This window comes from Leptospira sp. GIMC2001, assembly GCF_028462125.1.
Taxonomy (GTDB): Bacteria; Spirochaetota; Leptospiria; order Leptospirales; family Leptospiraceae.
The window spans coordinates 2,213,302-2,240,301 of the sequence record NZ_CP115468.1 but is presented as its reverse complement, the minus strand read 5'-3'; the positions used below and the strand labels follow the sequence as shown (position 1 = coordinate 2,240,301).

Below are 27,000 nucleotides of genomic sequence, written 5' to 3'. Positions count from 1 at the left end.
TATGAGCAAAAAAATATTTAATTATTTTAACAAAATTCTCCCAACCATTTTGTTTCTCTTGGTTTTTCAGCTAACTATGAGTAATTGCAATCGTGAGTTGGCGATGGATCATTTTCAGGTTTGTGACCTTTTTGATAATCAAGGCAAATGCACGGAACCTTGGGATAAGACAAAGACTTATCAATTGCGAATCCCAGCTAACAAAAAGTTGAAGACTTGGGAGGATCTTTCTCATTTTTTATACTTTCAAGCGAGAGAAACGCCAGGCATTGTAATTTACTGGAATAGAGATTTTACAGAATCTGAAAAAAAAGAATTCAAAAGCAAAAATTGCCATGGAGTTTTTGTGTTTTACGGAAGAAAAATTGAGATGGAAGGCAAAGAAATTGGGGATAATTGGATGGGATTTTTCCATTACCTTGGGACAATCCTGGAAGAAGAAATGAAACACCGTGGAAGATGGACTAAAGAAATTTATTTATCGGAAGTTTTCCCCGCTCCAATGGAAATCGGCTTCCATTGCGGGGATAAATCATTTATGACTTCTACGGAAATAGATCTATCTATTATCAAATAGAGTCATTGGATCAAAAAGTATAGAATCCATTGGAAACCCAAAAACCCAAGTTGTGACCAATCCCATTGCAATAACTGACACGATTGGAATCAAAAGATTATCATCTAAGAATCCTTTCCATGCCGTTGATGAGAAAAATTCTGTTATCCCTGCAATGATGGTTCCCGTGAATAAAATAATTATAGAAGAGAATTGAAATTCTCCACTCACTCCAAAAAAGGAATAGGGAGTCTCAGGATGATGGATTGAATAAACTAGAATCAACATCAATCCAAAAATTGACGCTGAGATAATGAAAGCGATTATACCTTCCAATGATTTACCGTTATAGAATCGATTCTTGCCGTAATTAGATCCGATATAAGCTGCAAAAGGATCTCCTATGACCAGAAATGCGAGTGATAAGATGGCAAGTTCTGGAGGAAATAATAAAATGACAAACATATTGGCTGTAAAATATGGAATCGTCGCATTCATATTTTTTCTCTCACCCTCTTTCATGATTGCACCGAATATTTTCCAAAAAAGTTCGGAGAAAGCTTGAGATTTAAAACGTAAGTATTCAAGAAGAACAAGGAGAATGAGAGAAATAATAAGTCCGATCACGATGATCATTCTTGTAGCATGAAGCTTGTCAAAGGTTCCATCAAATAAATCAATATAAAGAGCAAGAGGAATGAATAGTCCGAGTAGATGCCAACCTTTGCGAAGGAAATTAAATTCTGATTTTTGGTTCATATTGGATCCAGTTCTAAATTTTCTATAAAACGTAGCGTCTACTCTAGCTGTCGATTGAAAGAATGCTAGTAAATTTTTATTATCGCTTACAAATCAACGATACGGTCTTGAAGCAATTTTCATAGCCAATTCTTCATTTTCCGGAATCATAAATAGATTCTTTATCCCCGCCATACTAAAGACTTGCCGAACCGAAGGTGATAGATTGATTAAGAGAACTCGAGAACGATTCGAGAAACTGATATCTGACAACTCTTTAAAAGCGTTAACTCCCTGGGAACTTACTAGATTCACTTCTTCTAAATCTAGGATTGATGGACCAGCAAGCACGCCCTTTCGAATCCCTTCTAAAAATCTTTGACTTGTGAATGAATTAATATTACCTTGTAGTTTATAAATCGTTACGTTCTCAATCTTTTCGGACTGAATAAAAAGTTCTTCCAGGCTCATTGGGGATAGATTCCTTTATCTATGCTTTGGTTCTTTTCTGCATGCCTTTTTTTTCTTCTCAGGACATTTCTTCCCGATTTTCCGGGCGTTGTCACTTTAGGGGTATTTTTGCCCATTTCCCTATTTAACCTTGCAACAGTAAATCCTCGAATCAATCTATATATAAATATTCAATTGATTGTTTTTATCATAATTTTGGTATTTACCTATTTATCATTTGGTGGAATGCCAAGTCAATTTTTGGATACTTTGTCTCTCGGAATTTTGGGAACCATTCTCTCCAAGTCAAAATCACTGAATGAAGACCTGTGGTTTCCTTTTTTAATGATAGCAATTTCTCTTTCCCTTTACTGGATCTCGGAATTTGATAATTTAGCTTTTGCTACATTGGCTTTGATCATTTTATTGAGATCATCCATTCCTATTATCATAAGATTTTTAAATGGTATGATTCTTGTAATCGGCTTAGTTATTGGACAATTTCAAAGAAAATCATTGGATATATGGGAATTGACTGATCTATTTTCAGATTTAAATTTTTTGGATTGGTTTGGATTTGCATTGATGATGATTGTAGTTTTTCAATATATCATAAGAATTAGTTTCTCGATAAACCTTTGGAATTGCTTCAGTTTAATCTTAATTCTCCTAGCCTTTTACATCATCCACTCAATTGACCAACCCATTTTTTCTGTTTTCTTGTTCTTTTCATCCTTGCCGTTAGTGAGGGATTTTGGAAAATTCGAATATCGGGAGGAGAACGGAATTGGTTAAAGTAATTCATGCATTTAAGAAATTAGAAGAGATCAACCGAGATCTAGTTGAGTTGGGTAAATTACAAGAACGAATTGCGGAAGATCGTGATTACTCAGACTATTTGAAAGATTCCTTCCAGATGGAGATAAAAAAACTGAGCGGATATAGAGAAGATCTATTGGAAATAGAAGTCAAGACTCAAGCCTCTACTGTTCAGCAAAAAATAGTCTCAAATACAAAAGAGGAAGGAAAGAAATTGTATGATGACAATGAATCTTCCTACCGTGCAGAAGTTGCTCAAGAGCCTGCTGTTTTAGAACCTAAAAAAGAAACCAAAAAAAAACCGGAGAGACCTGTTTACAAATATTAGTATGTTAAATCAGAAAACCATAAAACTAAAATACATCATTCCTCTATCTATAACCTTAATGGTTATGGTGAATTGCACATTGGATTCGGACGCTCTTGCTGTCTATGAAGGTGGAACAGTTACAAGAAAAGAATTACGGGATTTCTATGAAATTCGCGGAGTCAAATTGGATGAAAAAAATTCATCAATTCAAGCTCAATCGAATCTTCTAGAACAGATTGCACTTCAAAAAATTGTTTATAATGAGCATACTTCTTCTGGGAAGATTTCCAAAGAATTTATGGACAATTTGGTTTCTCTGACCAAAGGTCAGATGTTAGTTGCTCTATATAAAAAAGATTTTGAAAGCAAAACTATCAAGAAAACTCCGATGGAACTAATGACCATGCAAATGGTAGTTCTTAAAGATCCTGATAATAGTAAGGATGCGCTAGCTTCAGAAATTTTGACCAAGCTCAATTCAACCTCAAGCAGTAAGGAACTAAATAAATTAGTTACAGAATATACGGAAGATGAATCTCGAAAATCAGTTGCTGGAATAATTGAACCGTTTTGTCTGAATTGTGGACCCAATCCTTTCGAAGATGTTTTGTCTGATGCATTAAATGCGAATGATGACAACTTTCATTTAAAACGAGCGGGAGAGATTATATATATTATAAAAATTGTAAATATTCGTAAGATCAATCAATCGGTTGTTAACCAATATTTATCAGAAAAATTTGAAGAAATGAGTAAGACTGCGAATGAGTATGCAGAATCAACTGAGGATGAGGCAGCAAAACAAAGTGCTAGATATTATTCAGATGGAGATCCAGTTGAGCGTGGTCAGAGCATGGGTGAGCATATATCAAGGCAGTTCAAAACTCAATTATGGCAAACTGAACTTGAACGGATCCGGACAGAAAGCTCTATTAAAGTTGATGATCCACCGATGCTCAAGCAAGCAAGCGAACTTAAGTTAAGTGAATTTCCACCAACAAGAATACTCGCTTCAATATCTGAGACTGAAAATATAACGGTTGGAGACTTCGCAAAAGATTTTTCTGAATTGAGCAAAATCATTGGCAATAATGGACAATCTCCTAAAGAACAAGAGATGTTTGATATGTTAAATTTTTTCTATAATATTTATTTATCTTCTCTTTATCTTGAACAAGATCCTAAGTCTAAATCCATTCTTGAAACAGAGATATACAAAGACTCTATTCAATATTTAAAATATTCTTTAGTATGGGCATTGTTTATGAAAGATATTGCCTCCGAAAAAATTGTGGTCTCTGATCAAGAAATTAGAGAAACATATGAAGCTGGTAAACTTTTTGCTTACTCTGAACCTGATAAAAATAATCCACAGAAGCGAATTCCTCGCCCACTAGGTTTAGTTAAAAATCAGATTCAAAATGATTTGGAGAATGCTAAACGAAAAGGAATCTTTGACGGAAAGATTAACACCCTAAAGGCTGATTATAAATTAAAAATTGACTCAGAAAGTCTTAGAAATGGAAAAATTTAGTAGTTTAAGAAATTTTTTCTTGATTAATGAGAAGAAAAGATTAGAGTCAGACATGAGGGATACCAAATGAATAATCATATATACATGCTAAGAAAGAAAAGAGCGATCAAGCAATATGACATGGCTCGCGCTTTAGGTGTGTCACCGAGTTACCTATCGAAGATTGAAACTGGCAGTCAAGAACCTACAGAAAAGTTTAAAATTGCATGTTCGAAATATTTAAAGACATCCATCGAAAAGTTATTCAATGACAATGCCGTCGAGGACATTTTTCCAGAATTCACAACTGGTCTTACAAATAGACTTTGGTCTAGAAGAAGAGAAATGGGAATCAAGCAGTATGATATGGCAAAGAAATTAAAGGTATCCACTCCCTTTTTATCCAAAGTAGAATTAGGACTTTTGGAGCCTCCTGAGGCTTTTAAGAAGTTAGCATCAAAAGTTTTCAAAATGGAAATGGATGAACTTTTTCTCTCAAAAATTGATTAATACTTAATCATTGCTGTTCCCAGTAGTTTCTTCATTTTCTATGGAAAAATTACTGGGTTTTTAATTCATCCTCTCTCCTATGAAAAATTCAAAAGAAGATCGTTGGGTCTCAAGAACGGGTCTTATACTCGCAGTTGCAAGTGGTGCCATCGGCTTAGGCAACTTTCTTCGTTTCCCAGGCCAAGCCGCTCAGAATGGTGGTGGTGCCTTCATGGTTCCATACATCGTTTCATTTATAATCCTCGGAATTCCTGTTTGTATCACTGAGTGGATCATGGGCCGAAGAGGCGGAAGAAGCGGACATAGTGCTCCATTTATATTCAAAGAATACTTAACTGGAATTCCGCTTCATATCTCCGGAACCATCGGAGTTATGATTCCAATATTGATTTATGTATATTATGTTTTTATTGAAGCTTGGTGCCTTTCTTATGCTTTTTATTTTCTTACTGGAAGTATTGATTTAGCTGGCGACCTTAGTAGCTCATCTCCGGGTTTTCGTGATAGCGTTGTTAAGAACGCATCTACATTTTTCCTCAATCTAACAGGATCTGGTGCAAATGGAGATGCATTCCAGAGTGATGTAATTTTATTTACCCTACTATGTTTTATGATGAATTTCGCTATCGTTTACCGAGGTATATCCAAAGGACTGGAAGCTTTTTCGAAATTTGCAATTCCCGTGATGCTTATATCTAGTGTTATTGTTTTGATTCGAATTCTTACGTTAGATGGAATTGGAGAAGGGTTAGGCGCTATGTGGAATCCGGATTGGTCTAGCCTTACCAATCCGAAAGTTTGGGTAGCAGCTGCTGGACAAATATTTTTCTCTCTTTCTGCGGGATTTGGTATAGCTTTGGTTTTTTCTTCGTTCCTAAATAAGAAGGATGATGTAGTTTTATCCAGTCTCTCCTCTGCAACTTTAAATGAATTTTGTGAAGTTGCTCTGGGAGGTATGATTACCATACCTATCGCATTCTTATTTCTAGGTGCGGCATCTTCTAGTTTTGGAACTTTTGGAATGGGATTTATAGCATTGCCTTCTGTTTTTGCGATGATGCCGGCTGGACAAATATTTGGAGCATTATGGTTTTTTGTTCTTTTTCTTGCAGCATTGACATCTTCAGTAACGATGCTACAGCCAGGAATTCTTTTTCTTGAGGAGGGATTTGGTTTTTCTAAACGAAAAGCATCTTTGATTCTATTTATTTTTACCATTAGTTTATGCCTTCCGATTATCTATTTCAATCAAGACTTTACTTCGCTCGATCTTACAGATTTTTTTGTGGGAACTATTCTAATTTATATTCTGGCAACAATTCAAATCTTGATTTTTGTATGGAATATTGGTGTGAAAGAAGGAGTTCGTGATGGCAATGAAGGGTCTCATATTCAAGTTCCGAAAGTTTATCAATTTATTATGAAGTATATTACTCCCTATTTCTTAATCATAATATTTTTTGCTTTTATGATACAAAGTTTACCTGAATACATTGATAAAATGAGTACGGATGCTATGATAGAATTAGCTGCAAGCAAAGGGGAATCTATAGCAGATGCAGAAAATAAAGCAATCATATCTAGGTTTGTTTTTCTCGGAATTCTCGCAATATTTGGATTCACCTATTTGCTAGTTTTTCTCGCATACAAAAATCGCAGACATAGAGAGGGCGAAAATTGAATATACAAGGTATTTTTATTATGACTATTTCACTTACCCTTGTTATCTCACTTAGTGTTTATTGTCTGTATCATCTTTTTCGGACTAAATAGATTTGGATTCTGCAGAATCTATATTTCGCAATAAAATTCCAAAAATTTGGGATGACTACGAACCGCGCCAATCTCAAATCACAATGAGTTCCAAAATCCAAAATGCTTTTCTGGAAGGCGGATCATTGCTTGCAGAAGCAGGTACTGGAGTTGGAAAAAGTTTATCTTACCTCGTGCCAGCTGCACTGTTTGCTATGGAAAGAGAGCAAACAATTGTTATCTCGACAGAGACTAAGGCATTACAAGATCAATTAATCAAAAAGGATATACCCATTCTACGAGAAATCCTTGGATCCGAACTCAGAGCAGAAATTGCCATGGGAGCGTCCAATTATATCTGTAAGAGAAAATACCAAATGGTTTCCGAAACTGGGAATTTTGGTACCGAATCAAATCGATCCATTGAAGAGTTTCAAAAATGGTTATCGACGACAGACACTGGGATAAAATCAGAATTCCAAGGTAATATCAGTTATGATCTTTGGTCAAAAGTCACTCGTGAAAGTGATAATTGTCTAGGTAAATCCTGCAAGAATTTCTCTTCCTCGTTCTATTTCTTAGAAAAAGAGAAATGGAAAAAAGCCCATCTACTCATTGTGAATCATTCTTTACTTGCGAGTCATATCGCGGGTGATTTTCGGATACTTCCACATTTTGAAAGGTTGATCATTGACGAAGCTCATAATTTTCCAGAAATTGTTGGAAAATCTTTTCGATCCGAAGTTACTTATGATGGATTGCAGAAACTATTTGGATTCATTCATAGTAAGGATAATAAACACGGTCTTGCTGCTCGAATGGGTTCACCAAGTAATTTATTAAAATTCAATGATGCTGCGAGAGATAGCTCGATTCGCTTATATAGTAGCATTGCTCAGGACATAGGATTAAATTTTTATGGGGCTACAAGAATTAAGAGCAAGCTGAAGTTAGACGGTGGAGAATTTGAAAAATCTTTAAAAGAAATGATAAATTTCTTGGTTGAACAATCAAGGAATTATAAAAAGGATTCGGAGAATCCTGTGGATAAGGAAATTGCCTTAGGAATCGAAATGGTCTTAGGTCGACTTTCCAGTTTCTCTTCATTTTTTTATGAGTTGAGAAATCGTGAAAATGAAAACTTAGTTTTTTGGTATGAGCCTCCGAGCTATAAAGATAAAGAAAAATTTGTCAAATTGCTATCGGAACCAATCAATGTGGATGAGATAATTGCAGATGTGTTAATGCCAAGATTGGAGTCAGTAATTTTTACTTCAGCTACTATGACCACTTTGAAAGGAAGTTTTAATTATTTTGAAAAACAAATCGGATTCGATCATTCGGATAAGATCCAACTGCCCTCACCTTTTGATTACTCTAAACAAGCGATACTTTTTACTCCGCGAGATATTAGAGACCCGGCTGCAGATGACAATGGATACCATATTGATATCGCAGAATACATACTTTCACTGATAAAATTAACTCAAGGCAACTGTTTTGTATTATTTACATCGAATAAATCTCTAAATCGAATTCGAGAATTGATTGAGTCAAGATCCGAGTATCCAATTTTTTCTCAGACGGATTTGGGTGCTGTTGGTGCAAAGCAGCAATTTTTGGGAACTGACAATAGTGTTTTGTTTGGAGTGTCTTCTTTTTGGCAAGGTGTTGATATTAAGGGGGATCGCCTTAAATCCGTGATTATAACAAGACTTCCCTTTCAGGTTCCGAGTGAGCCGGTACTTGAGACCAAAATCGAAAGAATGAAAGAGCAAAACCTCAACCCATTTGCTGAAATACAATTGCCACGGGCGTCACTTCTCCTCAAGCAAGGATTTGGTCGATTGATTCGATCGATGTCGGATACAGGAATTGTAAGCATATTGGATCCGCGACTTCATACAAAATCATATGGGAAACAACTTCTTTCCTCTCTACCTTCTGGACTTAGAGCCTGCTACGAAGAAAAGGATTTATTAGAAAAATTTGAAAATCTTCCGACAAATAAAGTAGGATGAAAAATTTTTCCGCAATTGCGTTGATACTTTTGTTTGGTAGTCTACTACCTCAGTCAGATCTAAGCGCTGATGTTTTGATAAAGGATTTTTTCGGTGCGATATCCAATTGGACGAATTTCAAATTGGAAGTTGAGACCAAAGAGGAACTGCAACGAATTTCTATTGATGATGGATCGGAAAATCTTGATTCAGAAACAGTTAGTAGTCTCAATCATGCTAGAACAAACGCTTATCAAAGAGCAAAAAAAGACAATCGACAAAAACTAAACCGTGCTTTAGAGAAAATCACTATCGATGAGAATTACAATCTTGGCGAATACATGGATGAGAATCCAAATCTTAGAGAAAAAATCATACATTATTATAATGCAGAGCCAGAGATTGAAAAGAAAAAATATGAAAAAAACTTTCTATATCTCAAATCTCAGCTTCATTTTTTGGGGAAAAATAATTTAATTTCAAAATTTTATTCGGAACTGGGTGGAGAAGAATTTCCTATCCTGAATGATAATTTGCCCCCTGTTGCATTCACAGGACTTGTGATTGATGCGCGTGATTTCAAATTGAATCCAGCTATTTTTCCAAAAATTCAAAATGAATATGGAGCCGATATTTTCAATAAGCGAATCGCACATCCTGCATCCGTTCAAGAATTCGGAATGATCTTATATCTCAGTGATCCAAAATCAAAGCTATTAGAAAAACGTGTAGGAAACAATCCTTATTGGACTGTGCCCATTGGAGTTACGGGTAAGAATAAAACTAACCTAACAGTTTCTTACGAAGTCGCATTGAAAATTTTAAGCTCAACTATTACACAGAAGAATTTAAAACTTTGTAAAATTGTTATTTTAGTAGCTGAGTAACTTCGAGAAAAGTTTTTTCAGCTTTCGAATAGTCTCCGTTAAATAAATATGCAAAACCTAGATCTTCGAGTTCTCTTGGAGTCATGCTTGCTTTTTTACTTTCATAACTGGGAAAATTCATTATAATTCTATCATAATCTTTCTTCTTTTCTTCAAACGAAGGTAGATTGAGTTTTCCTGGGATATTGTCTAAGATCTTCTCTGCTTCTTTGTGTTTGCCGAGAAATAGAAGTGCAAGTCCTAGAACTCTGTGAATCTCCGGATCATTGAGTTCTTTGGAATTGGATTGATAGACAGATAAAACTTCTTGGTATTTTTTATTGTGATAGAGTGAGATTACTTCTTCGCGTAAGAAAGCATTGTCTGAATATTTCTTTTTGTATATTGTTACTACATGCAATACTTGCGAATAGTTTTTGACAGAAAAGAAAACATCAATCGCAAACTTGCTAAAAGGATAACAGATCAAGGCTGATTTATTGGAATAATAGAGTTCCAGTTGATTTGCAGCTTCATTTTTCTTTCGATTTTTATAATTGATGTAAGCTTCTACCATTGGAGAAAGCGGTGTAATCCCTTTGGTGGAAGGATTATGAATACCATCTCCGTTTTCAATACTTGCTATGATTGCGAGATGATTTAAAAAATGAGATGCGGGATTCTCTTTTGCAATTCGGATGACTTCATCGTTCGAACCTACTTCGAATAGTTCCCAAGCGTCACTCTCAGGACTTTGATTTTGAATAGATAAGGAAGCAGTTTGACCCATGTTTCACCTCTTTCTCTATAATTCGGCAAACTCGCAAAGAAAGAGGTGATTTTTTTTATGGGTGAATTCTATACATCATGCGAGGAAAAGGTATGCATTCTCGGACATGAGGGACTCCGCAGATCCAAGATACCAATCTTTCTAAACCTAAACCGAATCCAGAATGCGGTACTGAGCCATATTTTCTTAAATCTAAATACCATTCATAGGTTTCTTCTGGTAATCCTTCTTCTCGGATTCGTTCCAATATTTTATGAAAGTCTTCTTCGCGTTCCGATCCTCCGATGATTTCACCGACTCCTTCCGGTGCAATAAGGTCGGCACACAATACGGTTTGTGGATTCGACGGATTTTGTTTCATGTAAAAGGCCTTGATTGCTCGTGGATAGTTTTTGATAAAAACAGGTGATTGGAGTTCTTCGGTAATGTTATTTTCACCTTCAGCATTTATATCATCGCCCCATTCAATCGAGAAGTTATGCTTCTTGAGTAGCTCAATTGCATCACTGTAATCGATTCGTGGAATTGGGTTTTTGATATAATTTTGTAATTTTTCAACGTCTCTTTCTAAAATTGCAAGCTCCGGTAAAGTCTTAGATATCGTTTCTGAGATTACGGTTCGTATGAATTCATCTTGAAGATCAATATTGGAATCATTTCCACAGAAAGCTGTTTCTGCTTCAACCATCCAGAATTCTGCAAGATGTCTTTTTGTTTTGCTTTTTTCTGCTCGAAAAGTTGGTCCGAAGCAATATACTTTGTTATGTGCAAAAATTCCTGTTTCTAAATAGAGTTGTCCAGTCTGTGCTAGATAGGCTGATCCTAGATCAAAATATTCAGTTGAAAATAGCGTTCCAGCAGATTCGCCAACGGATCCTGTTAAAATCGGCGTGTCTAAGTTCAGGTAAGATTTATTATGAAAGAAATTGCGTATCTGAAAACTGAGTTCACTTCGCACGCGAAGTATAGCAAGTTGCCTTTTGGAACGAAGCCATAAATGCCTATGATTCATAAGAAAATCAGTTCCATGTTCCTTCGGAGTGATTGGATAGTCATTGGACTTGCCAATTATTTCCAAACTATCAAGATTGAGTTCAACTCCTAATGGTGCTTTCTCGTTTGCAAGCAATTCTCCAGAAATTTGAAGAGAGGTTTCTTGGTTCAGGCTTTTGATTTTATGGAATTCTTCTTCACCGAGTTTTTCTTTTTCTGCGATTACTTGTAATAGAATTCCGTCGGTGCGAAATGTTATAAACTGGAAACGATTGGAACCTCGAATACCATGCAACCAACCAGATAATACCAATTTTTTGCCTATGAGATCCTGAATATTTTTCAAAAATGCATCCTCTTAATGTGTAAACTAAAATTTACCTGCTTATGGAAAAGTAGAAATTCCGTTTTTTATTTGATTTTAGGGCTCTAAAACAAAACCTGAATCTTAAGATAATGAAATCATCAATTTTAGACGGCAAAGCTACAGCAGAAAAAATCAAAACCCATATTCGGGAATCAATCGAAAAAAGAGTTCAGGATGGGTATCTTGCTCCTACTTTAGCAACCATTTTGGTGGGCTCAGATCCAGCGTCTCAGACCTATGTGAACATGAAGAACAAAGCATGTGAATCTGTTGGTATGAAATCAAGACGAATTGAACTTCCGGAAAACACGACCACTGATCAACTTCTTGATAAAATCCAAGAACTCAACGAAGACAATAGCATTCAAGGTATACTTTTACAGCATCCGAGCCCACCGCAAGTGGATGAGAGATCGGCATTTGATTCGATTCTTCCCACAAAGGATGTGGATGGTGTTACTACTTTTTGTTATGGAAAATTAGCAATGGATCAAGACGCCTATTTCCCTTGCACTCCTTATGGAATGATTTTATTGCTTCGCGAATACGGAATCGAAGTATCTGGAAAAAAAGCAGTAGTTGTGGGTAGATCGCCAATCTTGGGTAAACCAATGGCTGCGATGCTAACGAATTTGGATGCGACAGTAACTCTATGTCATTCCAAAACAAAAAATTTAGATGAGATTGTTAAGACTGCTGATATTGTAGTCGGCGCAGTAGGACGAGCAGAATTCATCAAAGGAAGCTGGATTAAGGAAGGAGCCGTTGTTCTGGATGCTGGATATAATGCTGGTAATGTGGGCGATATCGAGCTTTCGGTTGCAAGTGAGAAGTCATCCTATCATACCCCTGTACCCGGTGGAGTGGGACCAATGACAATTGCTGTTTTGCTACTGCAGACTTTGTATTCTTGGGAAGGAAAATTTAGTCCTGCCTTGAAGTCAGGTAAATAAATTATGCCTGCCAATTTTGACGAATGCTTTCAGACAGTTCCCGATTGGAATCCGCCAAGTGATTTCGAGAAATTCTGGAAAGATAGCATTCAGGAATTAAAAGATTTCCCGATTCAATCTCAATCTAAAACTCTTTTTAAGGGTTCAATCATTCGTGAATCAAGGGCAGATATCAGTTTTAATTCTTATGGAAACCAAACTATATTCGGACATATAACCGTTCCAAGAAAACGCGGAGACCGCCCCATTGTAATTTTTTTCCATGACTATACTGGATCAAAACGCGAGCCAATTAAATCTCTAACTGATAATGGGATAGCTCAATGTCATCTCGATTTACGTTGGCATGGAGACCAGTTGATCTATCCAAAAGAAAATCCAAATGATCCAATGCCTGAAGGATGGACGCCAGGATATTTCGAAAAGAACTTGGATAATCCAAGTGCGTTTTATATGAAAGCTCTATATCTAGATGTATTGCGGGCAATTGAATTTGTTCGTTTGTATAGCGGAGTGGATTCCGAAAAAATTATTTTATGTGGGCATGGACTTGGCGGCTCACTTGCAACTTTTGGTGCTGCGTATTCGACTCGTGTTGTCGGGCTAATTGCAGAGGTTGCAAACTTTTGCCACCTAACTAAAGAACAGTTATCATCACCCTATTCTTGGATGAAGGAAATCTATCCTCTCTATTCAAAACCAAAATCCAAGAAAGTAGATTATAAACAAAATCTTTCTTATTTTGACAGTGTTTACTTTGCAAAAAAAATCAAAGTCCCTGCATTATTTTCTTGCGGAATGGAAGATGTGATCTCGCAACCCAAATCAATTTTTGGATTATTCAATCATTTGAATTGTGATAAAAGAATGCAGATATATCCAACTGATGGACATGAAGCAGGAAAAGAGCGACAAGAAAATGTTAATTTAGATTTTTACAAAGAGATTTTTGTAGATGCATGATATAAAATTAGAATTGTATGATAGTAATTTAGGAAAGAAAATTCCATTTGAACCAAATGATAGAAACCAAGTAAAAATCTATTCTTGTGGTCCTACAGTTTACAATTATAGTCATTTAGGAAATCTTAGATCTTATATTTTTGTGGATGCATTGCGTCGTACTATTAAGTTATTCGGCTATCAGCCTGATCAATCAATGAATATAACAGATATAGATGATAAGATTATTCGTGAATCTATTTCTCAAAATATTTCCATTGAAGAATTTACAAAGCCTTGGACAGAAAAGTTTTTTGCCGATTTGGAAACTCTGAATATCGAAAAATTAGAACATTATCCAAAAGCCACGGAATCAATCGATGATATGATGCATATCATTGAACGTCTAGAAGATCAAGGCATGACCTATGAAAAAGATGGAAATATTTATTTTTCTATCGGTAAGTTTAGGGAATACGGATCTCTAAGTAAGATCGATACTTCTGGGATGATATCGGGTGCGAGATATGATGCTGATGAGTATGAGAAGGAGAATGTTAGAGATTTCGTTCTTTGGAAAGCACCCAAAGAAGAAGGCGAAAAATTCTGGAATACAAAAAAAGGTAAAGGGAGACCAGGCTGGCATCTTGAATGTTCAGCAATGATTCGAAAAGTCTATCAATCAGGGGTTGATATTCACACAGGGGGAATTGATTTACTATTTCCGCATCATGAGAATGAGGTCGCACAATCGAAGGGTGCCTATCCCAAAGAAGAATTTGTCAAATATTGGCTTCACTGTGAACATTTGTTAGTTGAAGGACAAAAAATGTCCAAGAGCAAAGGAAATTTCTATATTCTATCGGATATTATTGGAAAAGGTTATAACTGGAAAGCGATCAGATATGTTTTACTTTCCTTTCACTATAGAACGAAATTGAATTTTTCATTTGATCGCTTAGAGGAAGCCAAAATCTCAATAGAGAAAATCCAGAATACATTGAATCGATTGCTCGAGCTTTCTTTTGAAAAAAAAATAGCAATACCAGAGCCATTAAAATCCCAATCAGACTTCTTAAATCGAATCCCAGTGTCCGTTGCAAAAGAAGCTTATCATGAAATGCTCAAAGGATTGGCAGATGATATAAATTCTCCTAAGGTTTTAGCTAGCGTATTTGAGAATATTAAAATATTGAATAGCAAGTTAGATCGTGATGAATTGTCATCTGAGGATATCTTGGACTATTTACTCTATTTTCGTGCGATCGATTCATTTTTAGGAATTTTTGAATTTAAAAGAGAAAATCAATCCAGTATTGCAGCAGATCAAGAAAGTTATATTTTATCTAAGATCGCAGAACGTAAGAAAGCTAAGCTCGATCGAGATTTCAAATTAGCAGATTCTATTCGAGATGATTTAAAATCACAAGGAATCATTTTAGAAGACTCCAAAGATGGCTCTGTTAAATGGAAGATCGATAAATGAAGAAAAAAGCGATTTATGGCAGACGAAATGTAGAAGAATTTATTACAAATTGTGATTGGTCTCAGATCAAAGATATTTGGGTAAAAGAAAGTTATTATGGCGAGGCAGTATCATCACTACTAAAAGATTTGCCTGATAAATCTCTGGTTAAGAAAAAACCTGGAGCAGAATTGGACAAGATCCTAAATGGTGGTAATCACCAAGGTATTGTTATCTGGGTACTAGATAAACTTACATCAAGCAAAAATCTGGGATTTGCTGAATGGAAAGCACAGGTAAGTCCCCATGAAGGACCAGTTCTAATCTTGGACAGAATTCAAGATCCAGGTAATCTGGGAAACATCATTCGAACAGCAGAATGTATGGGTGTAAAATCCATTGTAATACCAGATCGGGGAGCTTGCGGAATTACAGATACGGTTATAAAAATTTCAAGTGGCGCGTTACATCATTTGAACATCTACTCTGTTCCAAATCTATCGCGGGTAGTTGATGTTTTGAAAGAAAATGAATATTGGATTGTGGCAACAACAGATCAAGGCGATGAGGATTGGAGTGCATTACCTACTGGGGATGACATTGCTATCATAATGGGAAATGAGGGAGAAGGCGTAAAAAGATTGTTACTTGATGAGAGCGACTATCAAATGCGAATTCCTTTGCACGGGAATATCTCATCGATGAATGTCTCAGTCGCTTGTGGAATAGTGCTTGATCGAATTGTGAATGCTAGATACTAATTCAAATTAGGACTTTTTAATCTCAATTCCTTCAATTGGAACTCGCCGCCTGAATTTCCGATTGTTGGAATCCAAATTATAAGTTTGGAATGTTGAACTCATAATGAAGCCAATTTCGATAATATTGAAAGGAAAGTATAGAACTGCAATTTCTAGCAGAAATAGGCAACTTATTCTGTTATTCTTTCTGTCCGCATTCTATTTTTTTGCATTGATTGGTTGTGATATAAATCGATTGATATCAAAACCTTCTCCCTCAGATCCGCAAGTTGACTTCTTGCTTTTTCTATTGGCTGGCAGGGAGGATTCCAATTACGATTTATTTTATTACGAACCAAATCCTACTCCAGACGTTGATGATCTTAGATCGGATGTTTTGAAATTTCGGTTCCCACAGACAATAGATATCGAAAAAAAGAATGTTCTAATATTCATACATGGTTGGAATTTTAAAGAGCGAAATTCTGACCCGCCTTCGGATTTTGGATACAAAGTATCTCAGATAAAAGATACGTGGGCGCAAGCTATTAAATTCTATGAAAGTTCTTCAAATAATTGGAAGAATCGAACGAATATGTATTTTTTTACCTACAGAACATCCAATCGAATTTTTGATAATGGTAGAAGATTGCAGACAGTCATATCACAAAATTTTCAACCAAGCGATAATATTATTATTATAGCTCATTCGATGGGTGGATTAGTTGCAAGACAAGCTATGTTAAATGAGAATGATCAAACCTATATCGATGGAGTTATCTCACTGGGAACCCCCTACTATGGATCGCCTTTTGCAGTTCCTGGATTCCAATCGGATGTTCCTATTCTTCCCGATGTAATTTCATTTTATACAAACACAGACGGCGGGAAAGATCTTGCGCATACCAATTCCTTTTCTGGACAGCCTTCGATATCGAATGGGAATAATGTATATTTGGATTTACTATCTGCTAAGAATTCTAGCTTAGACACTAAGACGATAACCTACTACGGAAATTTAGTTTCTTGTCAATCTGCAGATCTAGTGATTTATCGAAGTGGATGTAGTCTCCTGAAAAGTAAAGATTCAGGTTTTGCAATCAATGATGGAATCGTACCTGTAAATAGTGCAAGTTTAGGAGGAAATGGTCGCGAGAAAATTGAAGTAATAAATACAGATCATTCTATGATTTCTTTTTTGACAATTACGGAATCTATTGGTCGGGATTTTTTTGAATCGGTGATGCAAAAAGCTGAGAACTCATTTTTTATCAGCAAATAGATTTTTTAATGAATAAAAAAGAATCCATCCTGCTATAAAGAATACAATTGCTGGCAGGATTATTTTGTCCGGACTTTCAAAGAATAATTTTCCTAGACCATCCAAACCAACAAAAATCATAGTGAGTGATGAAACGGAACCTAAAATGACGGGTTGCCAATTCCAGTAGTAGATTGGAAGCTTATGTTCCCTTGCCCATGATCTCCATCCAATTCCAAATGGCTTAGCTATATTATAAAATAGTAATAAATTTTCTTTTTCTAGATTTGGATAAAATATAGTTATCAACAATACGGATCCAATTGTTCCGATAGCAGTTGCCGCAGCTGAGTATGGAAATTCAAGATCAAACGCAAATTTGACAATTAGGAAAATTAACGGAGCCAAGATAAATCCAGCGAGCTCAGACCATGCGGATATTCTCCACCAAAACCATCGGAAAACCAATGCGAATCCGATACCAGATGAAGCTTCGATGAGAAAAAACCATGCAGAACTTACGCGATTCATCCAGAAAAAACAAATATACAATGCTATAATTCCTGTTATCGCTTGAATCAAATAAGAAATAGCCAAGTAAAATTCATCATTTCGATTCTTTATCAGGAATGGTTTTGTGAGATCAGTGACTATGTAAGATGCACCCCAGTTTAAATGCGTTGCAATTGTGGAGAGATAAGCTGCAATAAAAGTGCTTATTATGATACCTTTCCCTCCTCCAGCTAATGCAGGCTCTATCATATAAATAAAACCTTTTCCTTTATCATCCTCTGATAAATTGGGAAATAGAATTAAGCTACAAAGAGCAATGATTATCCAAGGCCAGGGTCGAATGAAATAATGCGCAAATAAAAACCACAGTGTAGCTTTGGTTGCAGACTCTTCGTCCTTAGCTGCAATAATTCTTTGGGCAATGTAGCCGCCACCTCCAGGCTCAGACCCCGGATACCAACTAGTCCACCAAAGCAAAGTTAGGAGTATAAAAAAAGAAGGAAACTCCGATACATTCGGAAAAAAGCTTAGTTTTTCTGGAGAAATTTTTGATGCCAGTCCATTCAATCCACCGACTTCTGGAAGTTGAAGAGAAAAATATGCAAGAAAAATGCACCCTGCCATTGCAAAGAAAAATTGGAAGACATCAATATAAGAAATTCCCCTAAGTCCGAGAAGACTTGTGTAGATATATCCAAAAAGAAAAAGCCCAACTAGTGACCATGTTGCAACTTCAGTGCTAAGAAAAGATTGGAGTATTTTGTACATTGCAAGGTTAACCCATGCAAGTATTAGAATATTCATCAATCCTCCGAGATAAAATGCTTTGGCTCCTCGTAAAATAGATGCTCCTAATCCACCATAGCGCAAATTCAGAAATTCTAAATCCGTAAGTACATTGGATCTCTTCCAAAGTGGCGCAAAAATAAATACAGTTGAGACTGCACCGAGAGACATATACCACCAAGCCCAGTTGCCCGAAATTCCATCTTTTGCAATGATTTCTGTTACTGCAAGTGGGGTATCGGCGGCAAAAGTAGTGGCCACCATAGCCGTTCCCGCAATAAACCAGGGTAGTTTACCTTCTGCTTGATAGTAGGATTTTAAGTTTTTGTTTTTTTTAGAAAATACAAATGCGATAATGAGTGTTAGTATTAAGAAGCAAGCTAGAGTGATCCAATCCCAACTCGATAAGTGGATCATAATCTGACTTTTATACCCATCTCTTGCATGGCTATTTTGGTTTCACGAATGGAATATTCACCGAAATGGAAAATTGATGCTGCAAGTACAGCATCTGCTCCACCTCGTAAGATTGCCTCCGACATATGCTCAGGATTACCTGCACCGCCAGATGCGATAATAGGGATTTCCGTGTTTTCAGATATCAATTTCAATAGAGGTATATCAAAACCATCTTTGGTTCCATCACGATCCATGGATGTAAGTAGTATTTCGCCGGCTCCTCTTTTCTCCGCTTCTTGTACCCAATCCAGTGCTTCTCTTCCGGTTTCTGTTCTTCCACCATTTAGAAAAATTTCATAGCGATTGCGTTCTTTCTGGAATCGGCAGTCTATCGCGCAAACGATACATTGAGAACCAAATATTTCGGAGCTTTCTGTCAATAGCTCTGGTCTCTGGAAGGCAGCAGTATTGATTGAGACTTTATCTGCACCGCGTTGGAGAACTCCTTTGACGTCTTCAAGAGTGCGGATACCTCCTCCAACTGTGAATGGAATGAAAATTCTAGAGGCAATTTCTTCGACTAAGTGAATTAGAATATCACGTTTATCTGATGATGCGGTGATATCAAGAAAACACAATTCATCGGCTAGATTTTCTTCGTAGGCGATTGCACTGGAAACTGGATCACCAGCATCAACAAGATTAACAAAGTTGATTCCTTTAACGACTCGTCCATTTTTTATATCAAGACAGGGAATAACTCTTTTCGTTAGTTCATCCAATTTTAATTTATTTCCTTAGGAAGAGCGATCTCCATTTCTTTTATTGAACTTAAAGATTTGGCGAGTGCTAGTATTTGATTTTCAGCAAATTTTTTACCCGTAATCTGTAAACCAATAGGAAGTCCTTTCGCATCTAATCCAGCTGGGATACTAATTCCTGGAAGACCGGCAAGATTTACGGATGTCGTGAGAATATCTGCTTTGTACATCTGAACCGGATCTTTGGTTTTTTCACCAATTTTAAAAGCTGTTGTTGGAGAAGTTGGCTGCAATATTACATCAACAGATTCAAAGAATTCATCATATTTTTTCTGAATTAAGATTCTTGATTTTTGAGCTTTTCCATAATAGGCATCATAGTATCCAGATGAAAGAGAAAATGTACCGAGAAGAATTCTACGTTTGACTTCCGCCCCAAATCCTTGTGATCTCGATTCAACATAAAGGTCTTCCAGTTTACTTACATCTTTTGCTCGGTGTCCAAATTTTATTCCGTCAAACCTAGATAAGTTGGAAGAACATTCGGCAGTCGCAATAATATAATAGATAGGGATTGAATTGGCAAACAATGAAAAATCCAGTTCTTTAACAATTGAACCTTGCTTTTTTAAAATTTCAATTATTTGGTGAAATTTATTTTTGATATCAGGCTCCCAACTAGAACCTTCATCCATCATAATTCCAATCTTGAGTCCAGATAGATTAAGAGGATCAGAAGAAAATTCTGAATGCGGTTCAGAGGATGATGTACTATCCCTGGAATCCAATCCAGAAATTACTTCTAGAACATCGGATGCCCCTTCTACATCATTAGAGATTGGACCAATTTGATCCAAAGATGATGCATATGCTACAAGCCCATATCGGGATACACGACCGTAAGTTGGTTTGAGACCGACTACTCCGCATAAGGCGGCAGGCTGCCTTATCGATCCGCCTGTATCAGATCCTAAGGCTACTGGAAAAAAGGAAGCTGCAACTCCAGCAGCTGATCCACCACTTGATCCTCCAGGGATTCGGCTCGTATCAAAAGGATTTTTGGTAATCTTGTAAGCCGAGTTTTCTGTAGAGGAGCCCATTGCAAACTCATCCATATTCAGACCAGGTATCAAAACAAATCCTTTAGATTTGAGTTTTTCTATTGCTGTTGCGTCATATGGAGATATGAAATTTTCTAAAATTTTGGATGCACAAGTTGTTCTAACATCTTTAATACAAATATTATTCTTAATTCCAATTGGAATTCCGTCCCATTTCGAAAGTTCCTTCTTTGCTTTTCTTCTTTCGTCCGATGCTTTCGCTTGACTAAGTATATATTCTTTATTGAATTCGAGGATCGAACCAATTTTCGGCTCAAAAGTTTCGATACGGTTGATATAAGCTGTGACGAGTTCTTCAGAAGTAAATTTATTTTCATTTAATCCATTTCGAATATTCGCAAATTTTAATCCTACTACATCAATCATGTTTCTATAACCCTTGGTACAACTATATAGCCATTCTCATATTCCGGCGCAATTTGTGATAATGCTTCTCTTGATAGATTATTATCAACTTTATCTGGTCTTGTAAAATTCTTATGATTGAAATATATTTCATCATCTGCTATGGGAGTTGTATCCATGGCTTTGACTTGATCTACATATTCTAAAACTTTGTTAAAGTCTGAAAGAAATTGATCTGCTTCAGCCTGGTCAACTTTTAATCTGGCTAAGCCAGCAATTCTATTCAAAGTATCTATATCCATGTGTTTTTCCTTTAGTATGCGTTCTTGCTGTACAGTCCTTTTAAAGGTGTTAGCAAAATAATCTTCAAATCGAAGTATAAACTCCAGTTTTCTATATAATAAATATCTGCTTCAATCCGTTGTTCAATAGAAGTATTACCTCTTAATCCCTGAATCTGTGCCCATCCAGTAATACCTGCTTTCACTGCATGGCGACGCATATAATGTCTATGCTTTATCTGGAATTGATCCACAAAATATGGACGTTCCGGTCTAGGTCCGACAACGGACATATTGCCTATAAGTACGTTAATAAATTGAGGTGTTTCATCCAAGGACAATTTTCTAAGAATAGCGCCAATTTTGGTGACTCTAGGATCATTTTCAACTGTCCATTTTGTATCAGAGTCTTTCTTCTCTTGAACTTCCATAGTCCTGAATTTCAGCATTTGAAATTTTTTATTGTCTAAGCCCACGCGCTCTTGTTTATAAAAAATTGGGCCTGGGCTTGTGATTTTTATTAAAGCCGCCATCAATAGATAAAAAGGAGAAAAGAATAAAATGAACAAAAATGAAAAGCTAATATCGAAAATCCGCTTTATGACTTGATTATAACCTAAACGAATTGGGATATTTCTGATTGTGATGATTGGAATTCCTTCCATCACTTCAACTCTTCCACGTGCCGTGATAAACTCTTCGTAACTGGGAATTACCTTTAGATCAATACCATAATAATCGCAAATATCAATCGTTTCTTTGAGGTAAGATCCTTCTTCATGCGAGAATGAATAAACCACGAGATCGGGTTTGGTCTTTATTATAATTTTTTCGAGATCTTTCCAACTTCCAAGTATAGTCTCAGTATGTCCTTTTTTGAACAACTTTTTACTTCCAGTAAGAAATCCTGTAACTATATATCCATATATGGAATGTCTTTGTATCGAGTCTCGGAATGCTTGAGCTCCTTTTCCCGTCCCCAAAATGATAACAGATCTTAGGTTATATCCTCTGCTTCGCAAGTGATGAAGAAACTTTCTCAGGAAATAATGAGCTATGGCAATTGCAATAGGAGCAAATATTGAATAGTATGCGATAATCAATCTAGAGAAACTTTCACCTCGAATGAAAAATAGGATCGCGAGGATAAACATCAAATTGACAAAGATACCAGAAAGAATAGCAAAAGCTTCATCAAAGAAACTCAATCCACGTCTTGGATGATAGAGATCAATAGATAGAAACGCTAGAACCTGTGTTAAGCCTAATGTGATTCCTAACAGAATATAGCTGAAATAATCAATACTTAATAAAAAGATTGTCGGGTCAGGTTCTAGTCGGTAGCGAATATAAAAAGCTAAGGCAAAACTCAGAATTGATAGTCCAAGATCTAAAAATATAAAAACCAATTTGAAAGTTTGGCTTCTTTCTTTTAGCATTATCTCAAATCTCCAGATTGTAATTTTTCAACGACATCTAGTGGTTGTTTACGAAATCTGTATACCCGCGCTCGAGTAGCTTCTGTTCCTTCTGCTTGTCCAAAACTGAAACTTGATATACCAGCTGAGAAGAAAACGGATTGATCATAAAATGTTAATTGACTATCTCCGGCAAAACCACCTGGAAAAGCTCTCAAGTTCATACTATATCCAATGCGGAATTCCCAATTGTGAAGATTCATTTTGAATGTGGTCATAAATCTATTGATATTGAAAATAGTTTTCTGTCTTTGATTGGAACCTGCAGCTCCTGTGCCTTGAGCTATATCCCTTCCCAGATTTGTTCTTTCGTAATTTGTACCAGTTTGGTATCCGTATATTTCTGGCGTTGTATTGTAATTATAATAGTCGACTGCATTGAGTCCAGTAAGCCTCCATGGCTCAGTAACTCTAGAGTCCAATTCAAAATCGATAGCAATCGTACGTGTGACTTTTAGATCAGTCTTCATGAAAAATCTATAATTGTCCAAAAAGTTTTTGCCATACACATGATACCAAGTTCCACCAGCTTCGAATGAGCGAAAATTCTTGATAAATGGAATGGAGAACCCCCCCATTTTGTAGGAAAGAGTTAGATTATTGCTCAAAGGTCGATTGAGTGGTGAATGGTAAACAAAATCATTATTTATGAATACTCCTGAATAGAAACTTCTTTGGCGCTCAAGAAGCGTAGGTCTTTTGGTATTGAATCCATCTAAGAAATCAACGTAACCAGAAATCCTAAATATTGTGAAATACCATCTCTCCGAGTTAGTTGGAGCTGGGTCGTAGTCATTGGAATACTTTCTAAAATCTCGAATCGATCTGACTGACACTTCCCAATCATCAAGTGCATAAGATTCTAGAGCAACCTCAACCTCATTGAGTCTACTTTTACCGAAAACTGGATTGGTCTGTTGTGGCTTCTCTAAATCTATTTTTCTATAATTGGTGGTTAGAAATAGAGCTGGGACTCCCATTCTCAATTCGTGATTGTGACGAAAGTATTGATAGGTATCCTGAGCCAAAATTTCTCTCTGCGCAAGATTGCTTGGATTCTCTGGACTGTTGATTGCTTGCCCTGAACCTGGAAAATCCACAGAATGAGATCTTGCACCGCCATAGATGCTTGGAGTGTAAGAAATATATTCATTTAAAGGCATGCTTGTGGTAAATCCCGTTTCCCCTAATGTTAAGGTTTGGGTTCTCAACACAAATTCTTGGTATTTACCAAAGGGATCGACCGACGAACCTGTTATAGGCGAAGGAAAGGGAAGTTGCTTCTGAACTGGAGGATTGTAAAATCTCATCGATGAATTTTGAAAGTTTATGTTCCAGTATATTGGTGACTCAAAATAAGGAGTTTTACCAATCTGAGAAGAATTTGCTATTCGAATGACGGGAGCTGAATCCGCCAGTGGATAGAATCCTTGAGCTTGAATCTGATAGATCAAAGTTCTGCTTGCACCGATTGAGACTGCAAGGTCGCCTCTTGTTTCTGTGTAATCAAAATTCCAATTTAAAATATTTCGAATTAATCCAAATCTTTGATCTCTTTGAGTATATAATGATTGAATAGAATTTGAAGGTTGGTACCTGTTTCCATATTCATAGTCAAAAGATAGTTGATTTTGGTTCTCGTACCTCAATTGAATATTTCTTGTTCCATCCTTTAGAGTATCATTTTGCTTGGCATTCAAATTGATATTTGCTTTCCACCAAGGTTCATATTTTACACCGACATCACGAATCCCTAAACCAAGATCGGGATATCTTTCACCTCGATCGACTTGATTCGTGATCGCAACATTACCAATGCCTCCGTTTCTAAATCGATCTTCATATGCAGGAGTAATTTCGTATTTTCGATGATTCGCATATCCTAAATCAATATTATAGTTTAACCAGGGAGTTACTTTCCACATTTCTATATGAGTTGCTTGACCAGTCTTCTCATAATAGTCGAATCGAAATTTATAACCATGAGGAAGAACTGCACTATCAGGATATGCATCTGACCATTGATAGGCTGATTGAAAAAACCAACCTTGCGTATTGTTCTTACCAATCTGAGTCATCCATCCATTCCCACTGCTTGAGTTATAACCCATTGGAATCCAAAATAATGAAGTACCACCGACTTGATAAAACATACTATAGGCGACAACGGTTTTATCTTCGTGAATGATAATCTTTTCTGCTTTGAATGAGTAGTGCGGAAGTTCAGCGTTGCAAGCGGTAAAGTATCCCATTTCCAAGATATATCTTTTCTCGTCTAGTTTCTTCATTTTTTCGCCAATGAAATAGATCGGATATACGCTAGCCTTCGTATCGTAGATAACTCCTTTAGCTAATTTAAAATCATAAATAAATTTTTCACCTCGGACTCGCACTGGACCATCATTGTATTCTATTCCACCTTCGGCATAAACCTCTTGTCTTTCAGAATCTATGGAAACTGTTTCGGCTGAAAGTGTTCCCGCTCCAATTTTAATTCTTACCTGGCCACGCAAAACCATCACACCAGACTTTGTCTGGTCAACAGAAAGCATTTCACCTTCTGCTGCACTTTCGATCTGCAAACGGTCTGGCGATTTAGGAGCTTTTGGAAGATTGCCCAATGAAAAAGGCTCTATAGGTTTATCTAAACTAAGAATTGACTTTAATCTTTGCCTTTTGGAATAGATCGAACCCTTGGTTGATGAACCTAAATCACTTAAGAAAGAATCCACTTCTCTTTCGCTTAAACTATCTACGGAGTTTTCTGCTAATTTAGATTTGAGACCTGAGGCTGTGACTTTACGTTTTTCTTCGAGAGGATTTTTTTCTTCCTCATTTCCAAAAGAAAAAGGAAAATCGAATCCTCCAGAAGTTTGCGAGTAAAGCAAACTTGGTATAATGAATAGTATTATGAATAGAGACTTGAGTTGCACATTTAGGATTTGATTATTCTAGTGGACATAGTCGAAGATTTTTCATTATAGAAAAAAAGCAAATGGTTATTGTTTTTTTGAATCCTGTATTTTAATTACTCAAAGCTAATGAATCGCTTGAATTTTTCTATTGTCTGATGAAGTTGATCCGCCCTTCTCTCTACGCCATTTTTTTCTGTTGAACTGGCAGTTCAATTAGGATTTTTGATTCCTCTCCGGGTGGTGAACTATTGATTATACCTCCATGTTCCTTGATAATTCCTTCGCTTAAGTAGAATCCTAAGTTGCTCAGTGAATAGCTATTTTCATACAGAGGGGAGGATTTTTTCTTATCTTTTTCTTCCTTAATGGGAAGTCCTGTTCCAGAATTCCGAATCACAAATTCAATATAGTCTTCATTTCTTTTTTGTATTTTTCGTATTGTGATATTGATAAATTTGTTGTCTTGATTTTCGCTTTGTAAGGCAGAAATTCTGGAGAAACTTATCAGATTGATGAGAACTTGCTTGATTTTCTGGACTTTGCAGTAAATGTCGGGAACGTTGTCCTCGAAATTACAGACAATTTCGATTCCATCTCGAAGTAACAATTGACGAAATAAAGATTTTGCTTCTACAACCAAATCTACAAAAGAAGTTGTAAGAAAATAATCCTTATCCTCTCTAGCATAATTCACCAAATTCTTGACAACGAGTGAAATTTTATCTGATTCGTTTTTGATCGTTTCAAAAAAATGTTCTAAATCATGATTGGAACTTGCTTTCGCTTTAGATTCTCCAAGTAAAGAAAAATTCATAATACTCATAAGGGGATTATTGATTTCATGAGCAATCGCACTTGAAAGTATTCCTAACGACTCCATCTTTTGGGATTCAAATAGTCGATCTTGCATATCTCTAAAAGCTCTTAAGGATTGAGTTTTGTATATTGCCATTTCAATTGAGATATAAAGTTCTCGACTATGAAATGGTTTGATAATATATCCAAAAGGATCAGTGATTTTTGCCCTTTTGAGTGTATTTTGATCCGAATAAGCAGTTAGGTAAATAATCGGTGTGTCAGAATCTTGATGGATTTTTTCGGCAGTCTCTATTCCATCCATACCACTTCCTAGCATAATATCCATTAAGATTAGATCTGGTTGAAAATCGGGAATAGACTGAAGAGCTTTTTCTCCGGAGATTGCATATTCGGTTTTGTAACCAAACTGCTGGAGTGCATTACATATATTGATTGCTATGATTGTCTCGTCTTCAACAACAAGAATTTTCTTTGATCCTTCGATCGTGTCTTCATTTTCCATTCGAATTAATATCCCGAAAAGCCAATAGTAATATAATTCAAAATACTATCCAATC

At 36.2% G+C, this 27,000-nt stretch carries 24 protein-coding genes; 13 read left to right on the top strand and 11 right to left on the bottom strand.

Going from position 1 to position 27,000, the window contains the following annotated elements:
• The first annotated feature begins 1 nt into the window (after position 1).
• A complete protein-coding gene (locus tag O4O04_RS11935) occupies positions 2-577 on the top strand; it encodes a hypothetical protein (protein ID WP_272531937.1) in 576 nt (191 codons plus the stop codon).
• Here O4O04_RS11935 and O4O04_RS11930 read toward each other — a convergent pair.
• On the bottom strand, positions 560-1,315 hold the full coding sequence (locus O4O04_RS11930) for a diacylglycerol/polyprenol kinase family protein (RefSeq protein ID WP_272531936.1): 756 nt from the start codon (positions 1,313-1,315) through the stop codon (positions 560-562). The genes O4O04_RS11935 and O4O04_RS11930 overlap by 18 nt on opposite strands.
• Positions 1,316-1,408: 93 nt before the next feature.
• Positions 1,409-1,765 (bottom strand): STAS domain-containing protein, encoded by a 357-nt coding sequence (locus O4O04_RS11925; protein WP_272531935.1) that lies wholly within the window; start codon positions 1,763-1,765, stop codon positions 1,409-1,411.
• 108 nt (positions 1,766-1,873) lie between these two features.
• Here O4O04_RS11925 and O4O04_RS11920 point away from each other — a divergent pair, with 108 nt between their 5' ends.
• The 7 genes from O4O04_RS11920 to O4O04_RS11890 all read left to right on the top strand — a co-directional run bounded on the left by O4O04_RS11920 (position 1,874) and on the right by O4O04_RS11890 (position 9,535).
• Entirely contained in the window at positions 1,874-2,539 is a 666-nt protein-coding gene (locus tag O4O04_RS11920; RefSeq protein WP_272531934.1) for a hypothetical protein, read from the top strand.
• Positions 2,532-2,891 (top strand): hypothetical protein, encoded by a 360-nt coding sequence (locus tag O4O04_RS11915; protein ID WP_272531933.1) that lies wholly within the window; start codon positions 2,532-2,534, stop codon positions 2,889-2,891. Before O4O04_RS11920 ends, O4O04_RS11915 begins: the two co-directional genes overlap by 8 nt.
• 1 nt (position 2,892) lies before the next feature.
• The gene (locus O4O04_RS11910) at positions 2,893-4,407 is read left to right on the top strand and encodes an LIC12015 family putative lipoprotein (RefSeq protein ID WP_272531932.1); all 1,515 of its coding nucleotides are present in this window, start codon (positions 2,893-2,895) and stop codon (positions 4,405-4,407) included.
• 84 nt (positions 4,408-4,491) lie between these two features.
• Entirely contained in the window at positions 4,492-4,896 is a 405-nt protein-coding gene (locus O4O04_RS11905) for a helix-turn-helix domain-containing protein (protein ID WP_272536086.1), read from the top strand.
• 79 nt (positions 4,897-4,975) lie between these two features.
• Positions 4,976-6,577, top strand: coding sequence for a sodium-dependent transporter (locus O4O04_RS11900; protein ID WP_272531931.1), 1,602 nt, complete (start codon positions 4,976-4,978; stop codon positions 6,575-6,577).
• Positions 6,578-6,671: 94 nt separating this feature from the next.
• Positions 6,672-8,669 (top strand): ATP-dependent DNA helicase, encoded by a 1,998-nt coding sequence (locus O4O04_RS11895; protein WP_272531930.1) that lies wholly within the window; start codon positions 6,672-6,674, stop codon positions 8,667-8,669.
• A complete protein-coding gene (locus O4O04_RS11890) occupies positions 8,666-9,535 on the top strand; it encodes a hypothetical protein (RefSeq protein WP_272531929.1) in 870 nt (289 codons plus the stop codon). The genes O4O04_RS11895 and O4O04_RS11890 overlap by 4 nt, the downstream gene beginning before the upstream one ends.
• On the opposite strand, the gene O4O04_RS11885 is transcribed toward O4O04_RS11890, so the two are convergent.
• Both O4O04_RS11885 and asnS read right to left on the bottom strand, forming a co-directional pair.
• A complete protein-coding gene (locus O4O04_RS11885; protein ID WP_272531928.1) occupies positions 9,516-10,304 on the bottom strand; it encodes a hypothetical protein in 789 nt (262 codons plus the stop codon). The two genes, O4O04_RS11890 and O4O04_RS11885, sit on opposite strands and share 20 nt — an antisense overlap.
• Positions 10,305-10,359: 55 nt before the next feature.
• Positions 10,360-11,643, bottom strand: a complete 1,284-nt coding sequence (asnS, locus tag O4O04_RS11880) for an asparagine--tRNA ligase (protein ID WP_272531927.1) — start codon at positions 11,641-11,643, stop codon at positions 10,360-10,362.
• 110 nt (positions 11,644-11,753) lie between these two features.
• On the opposite strand from asnS, the gene O4O04_RS11875 reads away from it, so the two are divergent.
• The 5 genes from O4O04_RS11875 to O4O04_RS11855 all read left to right on the top strand — a co-directional run bounded on the left by O4O04_RS11875 (position 11,754) and on the right by O4O04_RS11855 (position 17,046).
• Complete coding sequence (locus tag O4O04_RS11875) at positions 11,754-12,617, top strand: tetrahydrofolate dehydrogenase/cyclohydrolase catalytic domain-containing protein (RefSeq protein WP_272531925.1); 864 nt, start codon at positions 11,754-11,756, stop codon at positions 12,615-12,617.
• 3 nt (positions 12,618-12,620) lie between these two features.
• Entirely contained in the window at positions 12,621-13,580 is a 960-nt protein-coding gene (locus tag O4O04_RS11870; RefSeq protein ID WP_272531924.1) for an acetylxylan esterase, read from the top strand.
• Entirely contained in the window at positions 13,573-15,045 is a 1,473-nt protein-coding gene (gene cysS / locus O4O04_RS11865; protein WP_272531923.1) for a cysteine--tRNA ligase, read from the top strand. The genes O4O04_RS11870 and cysS overlap by 8 nt, the downstream gene beginning before the upstream one ends.
• Positions 15,042-15,785 (top strand): 23S rRNA (guanosine(2251)-2'-O)-methyltransferase RlmB, encoded by a 744-nt coding sequence (rlmB, locus tag O4O04_RS11860; RefSeq protein WP_272531922.1) that lies wholly within the window; start codon positions 15,042-15,044, stop codon positions 15,783-15,785. The genes cysS and rlmB overlap by 4 nt, the downstream gene beginning before the upstream one ends.
• A gap of 103 nt (positions 15,786-15,888) precedes the next feature.
• Positions 15,889-17,046, top strand: a complete 1,158-nt coding sequence (locus O4O04_RS11855; protein WP_272531921.1) for a lipase family alpha/beta hydrolase — start codon at positions 15,889-15,891, stop codon at positions 17,044-17,046.
• On the opposite strand, the gene O4O04_RS11850 is transcribed toward O4O04_RS11855, so the two are convergent.
• The 7 genes from O4O04_RS11850 to O4O04_RS11820 all read right to left on the bottom strand — a co-directional run bounded on the left by O4O04_RS11850 (position 17,026) and on the right by O4O04_RS11820 (position 26,945).
• Positions 17,026-18,741 carry a sodium:solute symporter family protein gene (locus O4O04_RS11850; protein WP_272531920.1) on the bottom strand — a complete coding sequence of 572 codons (1,716 nt, stop codon included), beginning with the start codon at positions 18,739-18,741 and terminating at the stop codon, positions 17,026-17,028. The genes O4O04_RS11855 and O4O04_RS11850 overlap by 21 nt on opposite strands.
• A complete protein-coding gene (gene hisF, locus O4O04_RS11845) occupies positions 18,738-19,505 on the bottom strand; it encodes an imidazole glycerol phosphate synthase subunit HisF (RefSeq protein ID WP_272531919.1) in 768 nt (255 codons plus the stop codon). Before hisF ends, O4O04_RS11850 begins: the two co-directional genes overlap by 4 nt.
• Positions 19,506-19,507: 2 nt before the next feature.
• Positions 19,508-20,971 (bottom strand): Asp-tRNA(Asn)/Glu-tRNA(Gln) amidotransferase subunit GatA, encoded by a 1,464-nt coding sequence (gene gatA / locus O4O04_RS11840; RefSeq protein WP_272531918.1) that lies wholly within the window; start codon positions 20,969-20,971, stop codon positions 19,508-19,510.
• Positions 20,968-21,252: an Asp-tRNA(Asn)/Glu-tRNA(Gln) amidotransferase subunit GatC gene (gene gatC / locus O4O04_RS11835; RefSeq protein ID WP_272531917.1), complete on the bottom strand. Its 285-nt coding sequence runs from the start codon at positions 21,250-21,252 to the stop codon at positions 20,968-20,970. Before gatC ends, gatA begins: the two co-directional genes overlap by 4 nt.
• Before the next feature lie 11 nt (positions 21,253-21,263).
• Positions 21,264-22,670: an undecaprenyl-phosphate glucose phosphotransferase gene (locus tag O4O04_RS11830; RefSeq protein WP_272531916.1), complete on the bottom strand. Its 1,407-nt coding sequence runs from the start codon at positions 22,668-22,670 to the stop codon at positions 21,264-21,266.
• Positions 22,670-25,642, bottom strand: a complete 2,973-nt coding sequence (locus O4O04_RS11825) for an LPS-assembly protein LptD (protein WP_272531915.1) — start codon at positions 25,640-25,642, stop codon at positions 22,670-22,672. Before O4O04_RS11825 ends, O4O04_RS11830 begins: the two co-directional genes overlap by 1 nt.
• A 160-nt stretch (positions 25,643-25,802) precedes the next feature.
• Complete coding sequence (locus O4O04_RS11820) at positions 25,803-26,945, bottom strand: response regulator (RefSeq protein WP_272531914.1); 1,143 nt, start codon at positions 26,943-26,945, stop codon at positions 25,803-25,805.
• Between the last annotated feature and the right edge of the window lie 55 nt (positions 26,946-27,000).

Excerpts from the sequence above, each read along its gene's own strand:
- O4O04_RS11830 (WP_272531916.1), bottom strand. The coding sequence starts at position 22,670 with ATGCTAAAAGAAAGAAGCCAAACTTTCAAATTGGTTTTTATATTTTTA.
- rlmB (WP_272531922.1), top strand. The coding sequence starts at position 15,042 with ATGAAGAAAAAAGCGATTTATGGCAGACGAAATGTAGAAGAATTTATT.
- O4O04_RS11905 (WP_272536086.1), top strand. The coding sequence starts at position 4,492 with ATGCTAAGAAAGAAAAGAGCGATCAAGCAATATGACATGGCTCGCGCT.
- O4O04_RS11855 (WP_272531921.1), top strand. The coding sequence starts at position 15,889 with ATGAAGCCAATTTCGATAATATTGAAAGGAAAGTATAGAACTGCAATT.
- O4O04_RS11900 (WP_272531931.1), top strand. The coding sequence starts at position 4,976 with ATGAAAAATTCAAAAGAAGATCGTTGGGTCTCAAGAACGGGTCTTATA.
- O4O04_RS11850 (WP_272531920.1), bottom strand. The coding sequence starts at position 18,741 with ATGATCCACTTATCGAGTTGGGATTGGATCACTCTAGCTTGCTTCTTA.
- O4O04_RS11930 (WP_272531936.1), bottom strand. The coding sequence starts at position 1,315 with ATGAACCAAAAATCAGAATTTAATTTCCTTCGCAAAGGTTGGCATCTA.
- gatA (WP_272531918.1), bottom strand. The coding sequence starts at position 20,971 with ATGATTGATGTAGTAGGATTAAAATTTGCGAATATTCGAAATGGATTA.
- O4O04_RS11910 (WP_272531932.1), top strand. The coding sequence starts at position 2,893 with ATGTTAAATCAGAAAACCATAAAACTAAAATACATCATTCCTCTATCT.
- O4O04_RS11820 (WP_272531914.1), bottom strand. The coding sequence starts at position 26,945 with ATGGAAAATGAAGACACGATCGAAGGATCAAAGAAAATTCTTGTTGTT.
- O4O04_RS11935 (WP_272531937.1), top strand. The coding sequence starts at position 2 with ATGAGCAAAAAAATATTTAATTATTTTAACAAAATTCTCCCAACCATT.
- O4O04_RS11870 (WP_272531924.1), top strand. The coding sequence starts at position 12,621 with ATGCCTGCCAATTTTGACGAATGCTTTCAGACAGTTCCCGATTGGAAT.
- O4O04_RS11925 (WP_272531935.1), bottom strand. The coding sequence starts at position 1,765 with ATGAGCCTGGAAGAACTTTTTATTCAGTCCGAAAAGATTGAGAACGTA.
- cysS (WP_272531923.1), top strand. The coding sequence starts at position 13,573 with ATGCATGATATAAAATTAGAATTGTATGATAGTAATTTAGGAAAGAAA.
- O4O04_RS11890 (WP_272531929.1), top strand. The coding sequence starts at position 8,666 with ATGAAAAATTTTTCCGCAATTGCGTTGATACTTTTGTTTGGTAGTCTA.
- O4O04_RS11885 (WP_272531928.1), bottom strand. The coding sequence starts at position 10,304 with ATGGGTCAAACTGCTTCCTTATCTATTCAAAATCAAAGTCCTGAGAGT.
- O4O04_RS11875 (WP_272531925.1), top strand. The coding sequence starts at position 11,754 with ATGAAATCATCAATTTTAGACGGCAAAGCTACAGCAGAAAAAATCAAA.
- gatC (WP_272531917.1), bottom strand. The coding sequence starts at position 21,252 with ATGGATATAGATACTTTGAATAGAATTGCTGGCTTAGCCAGATTAAAA.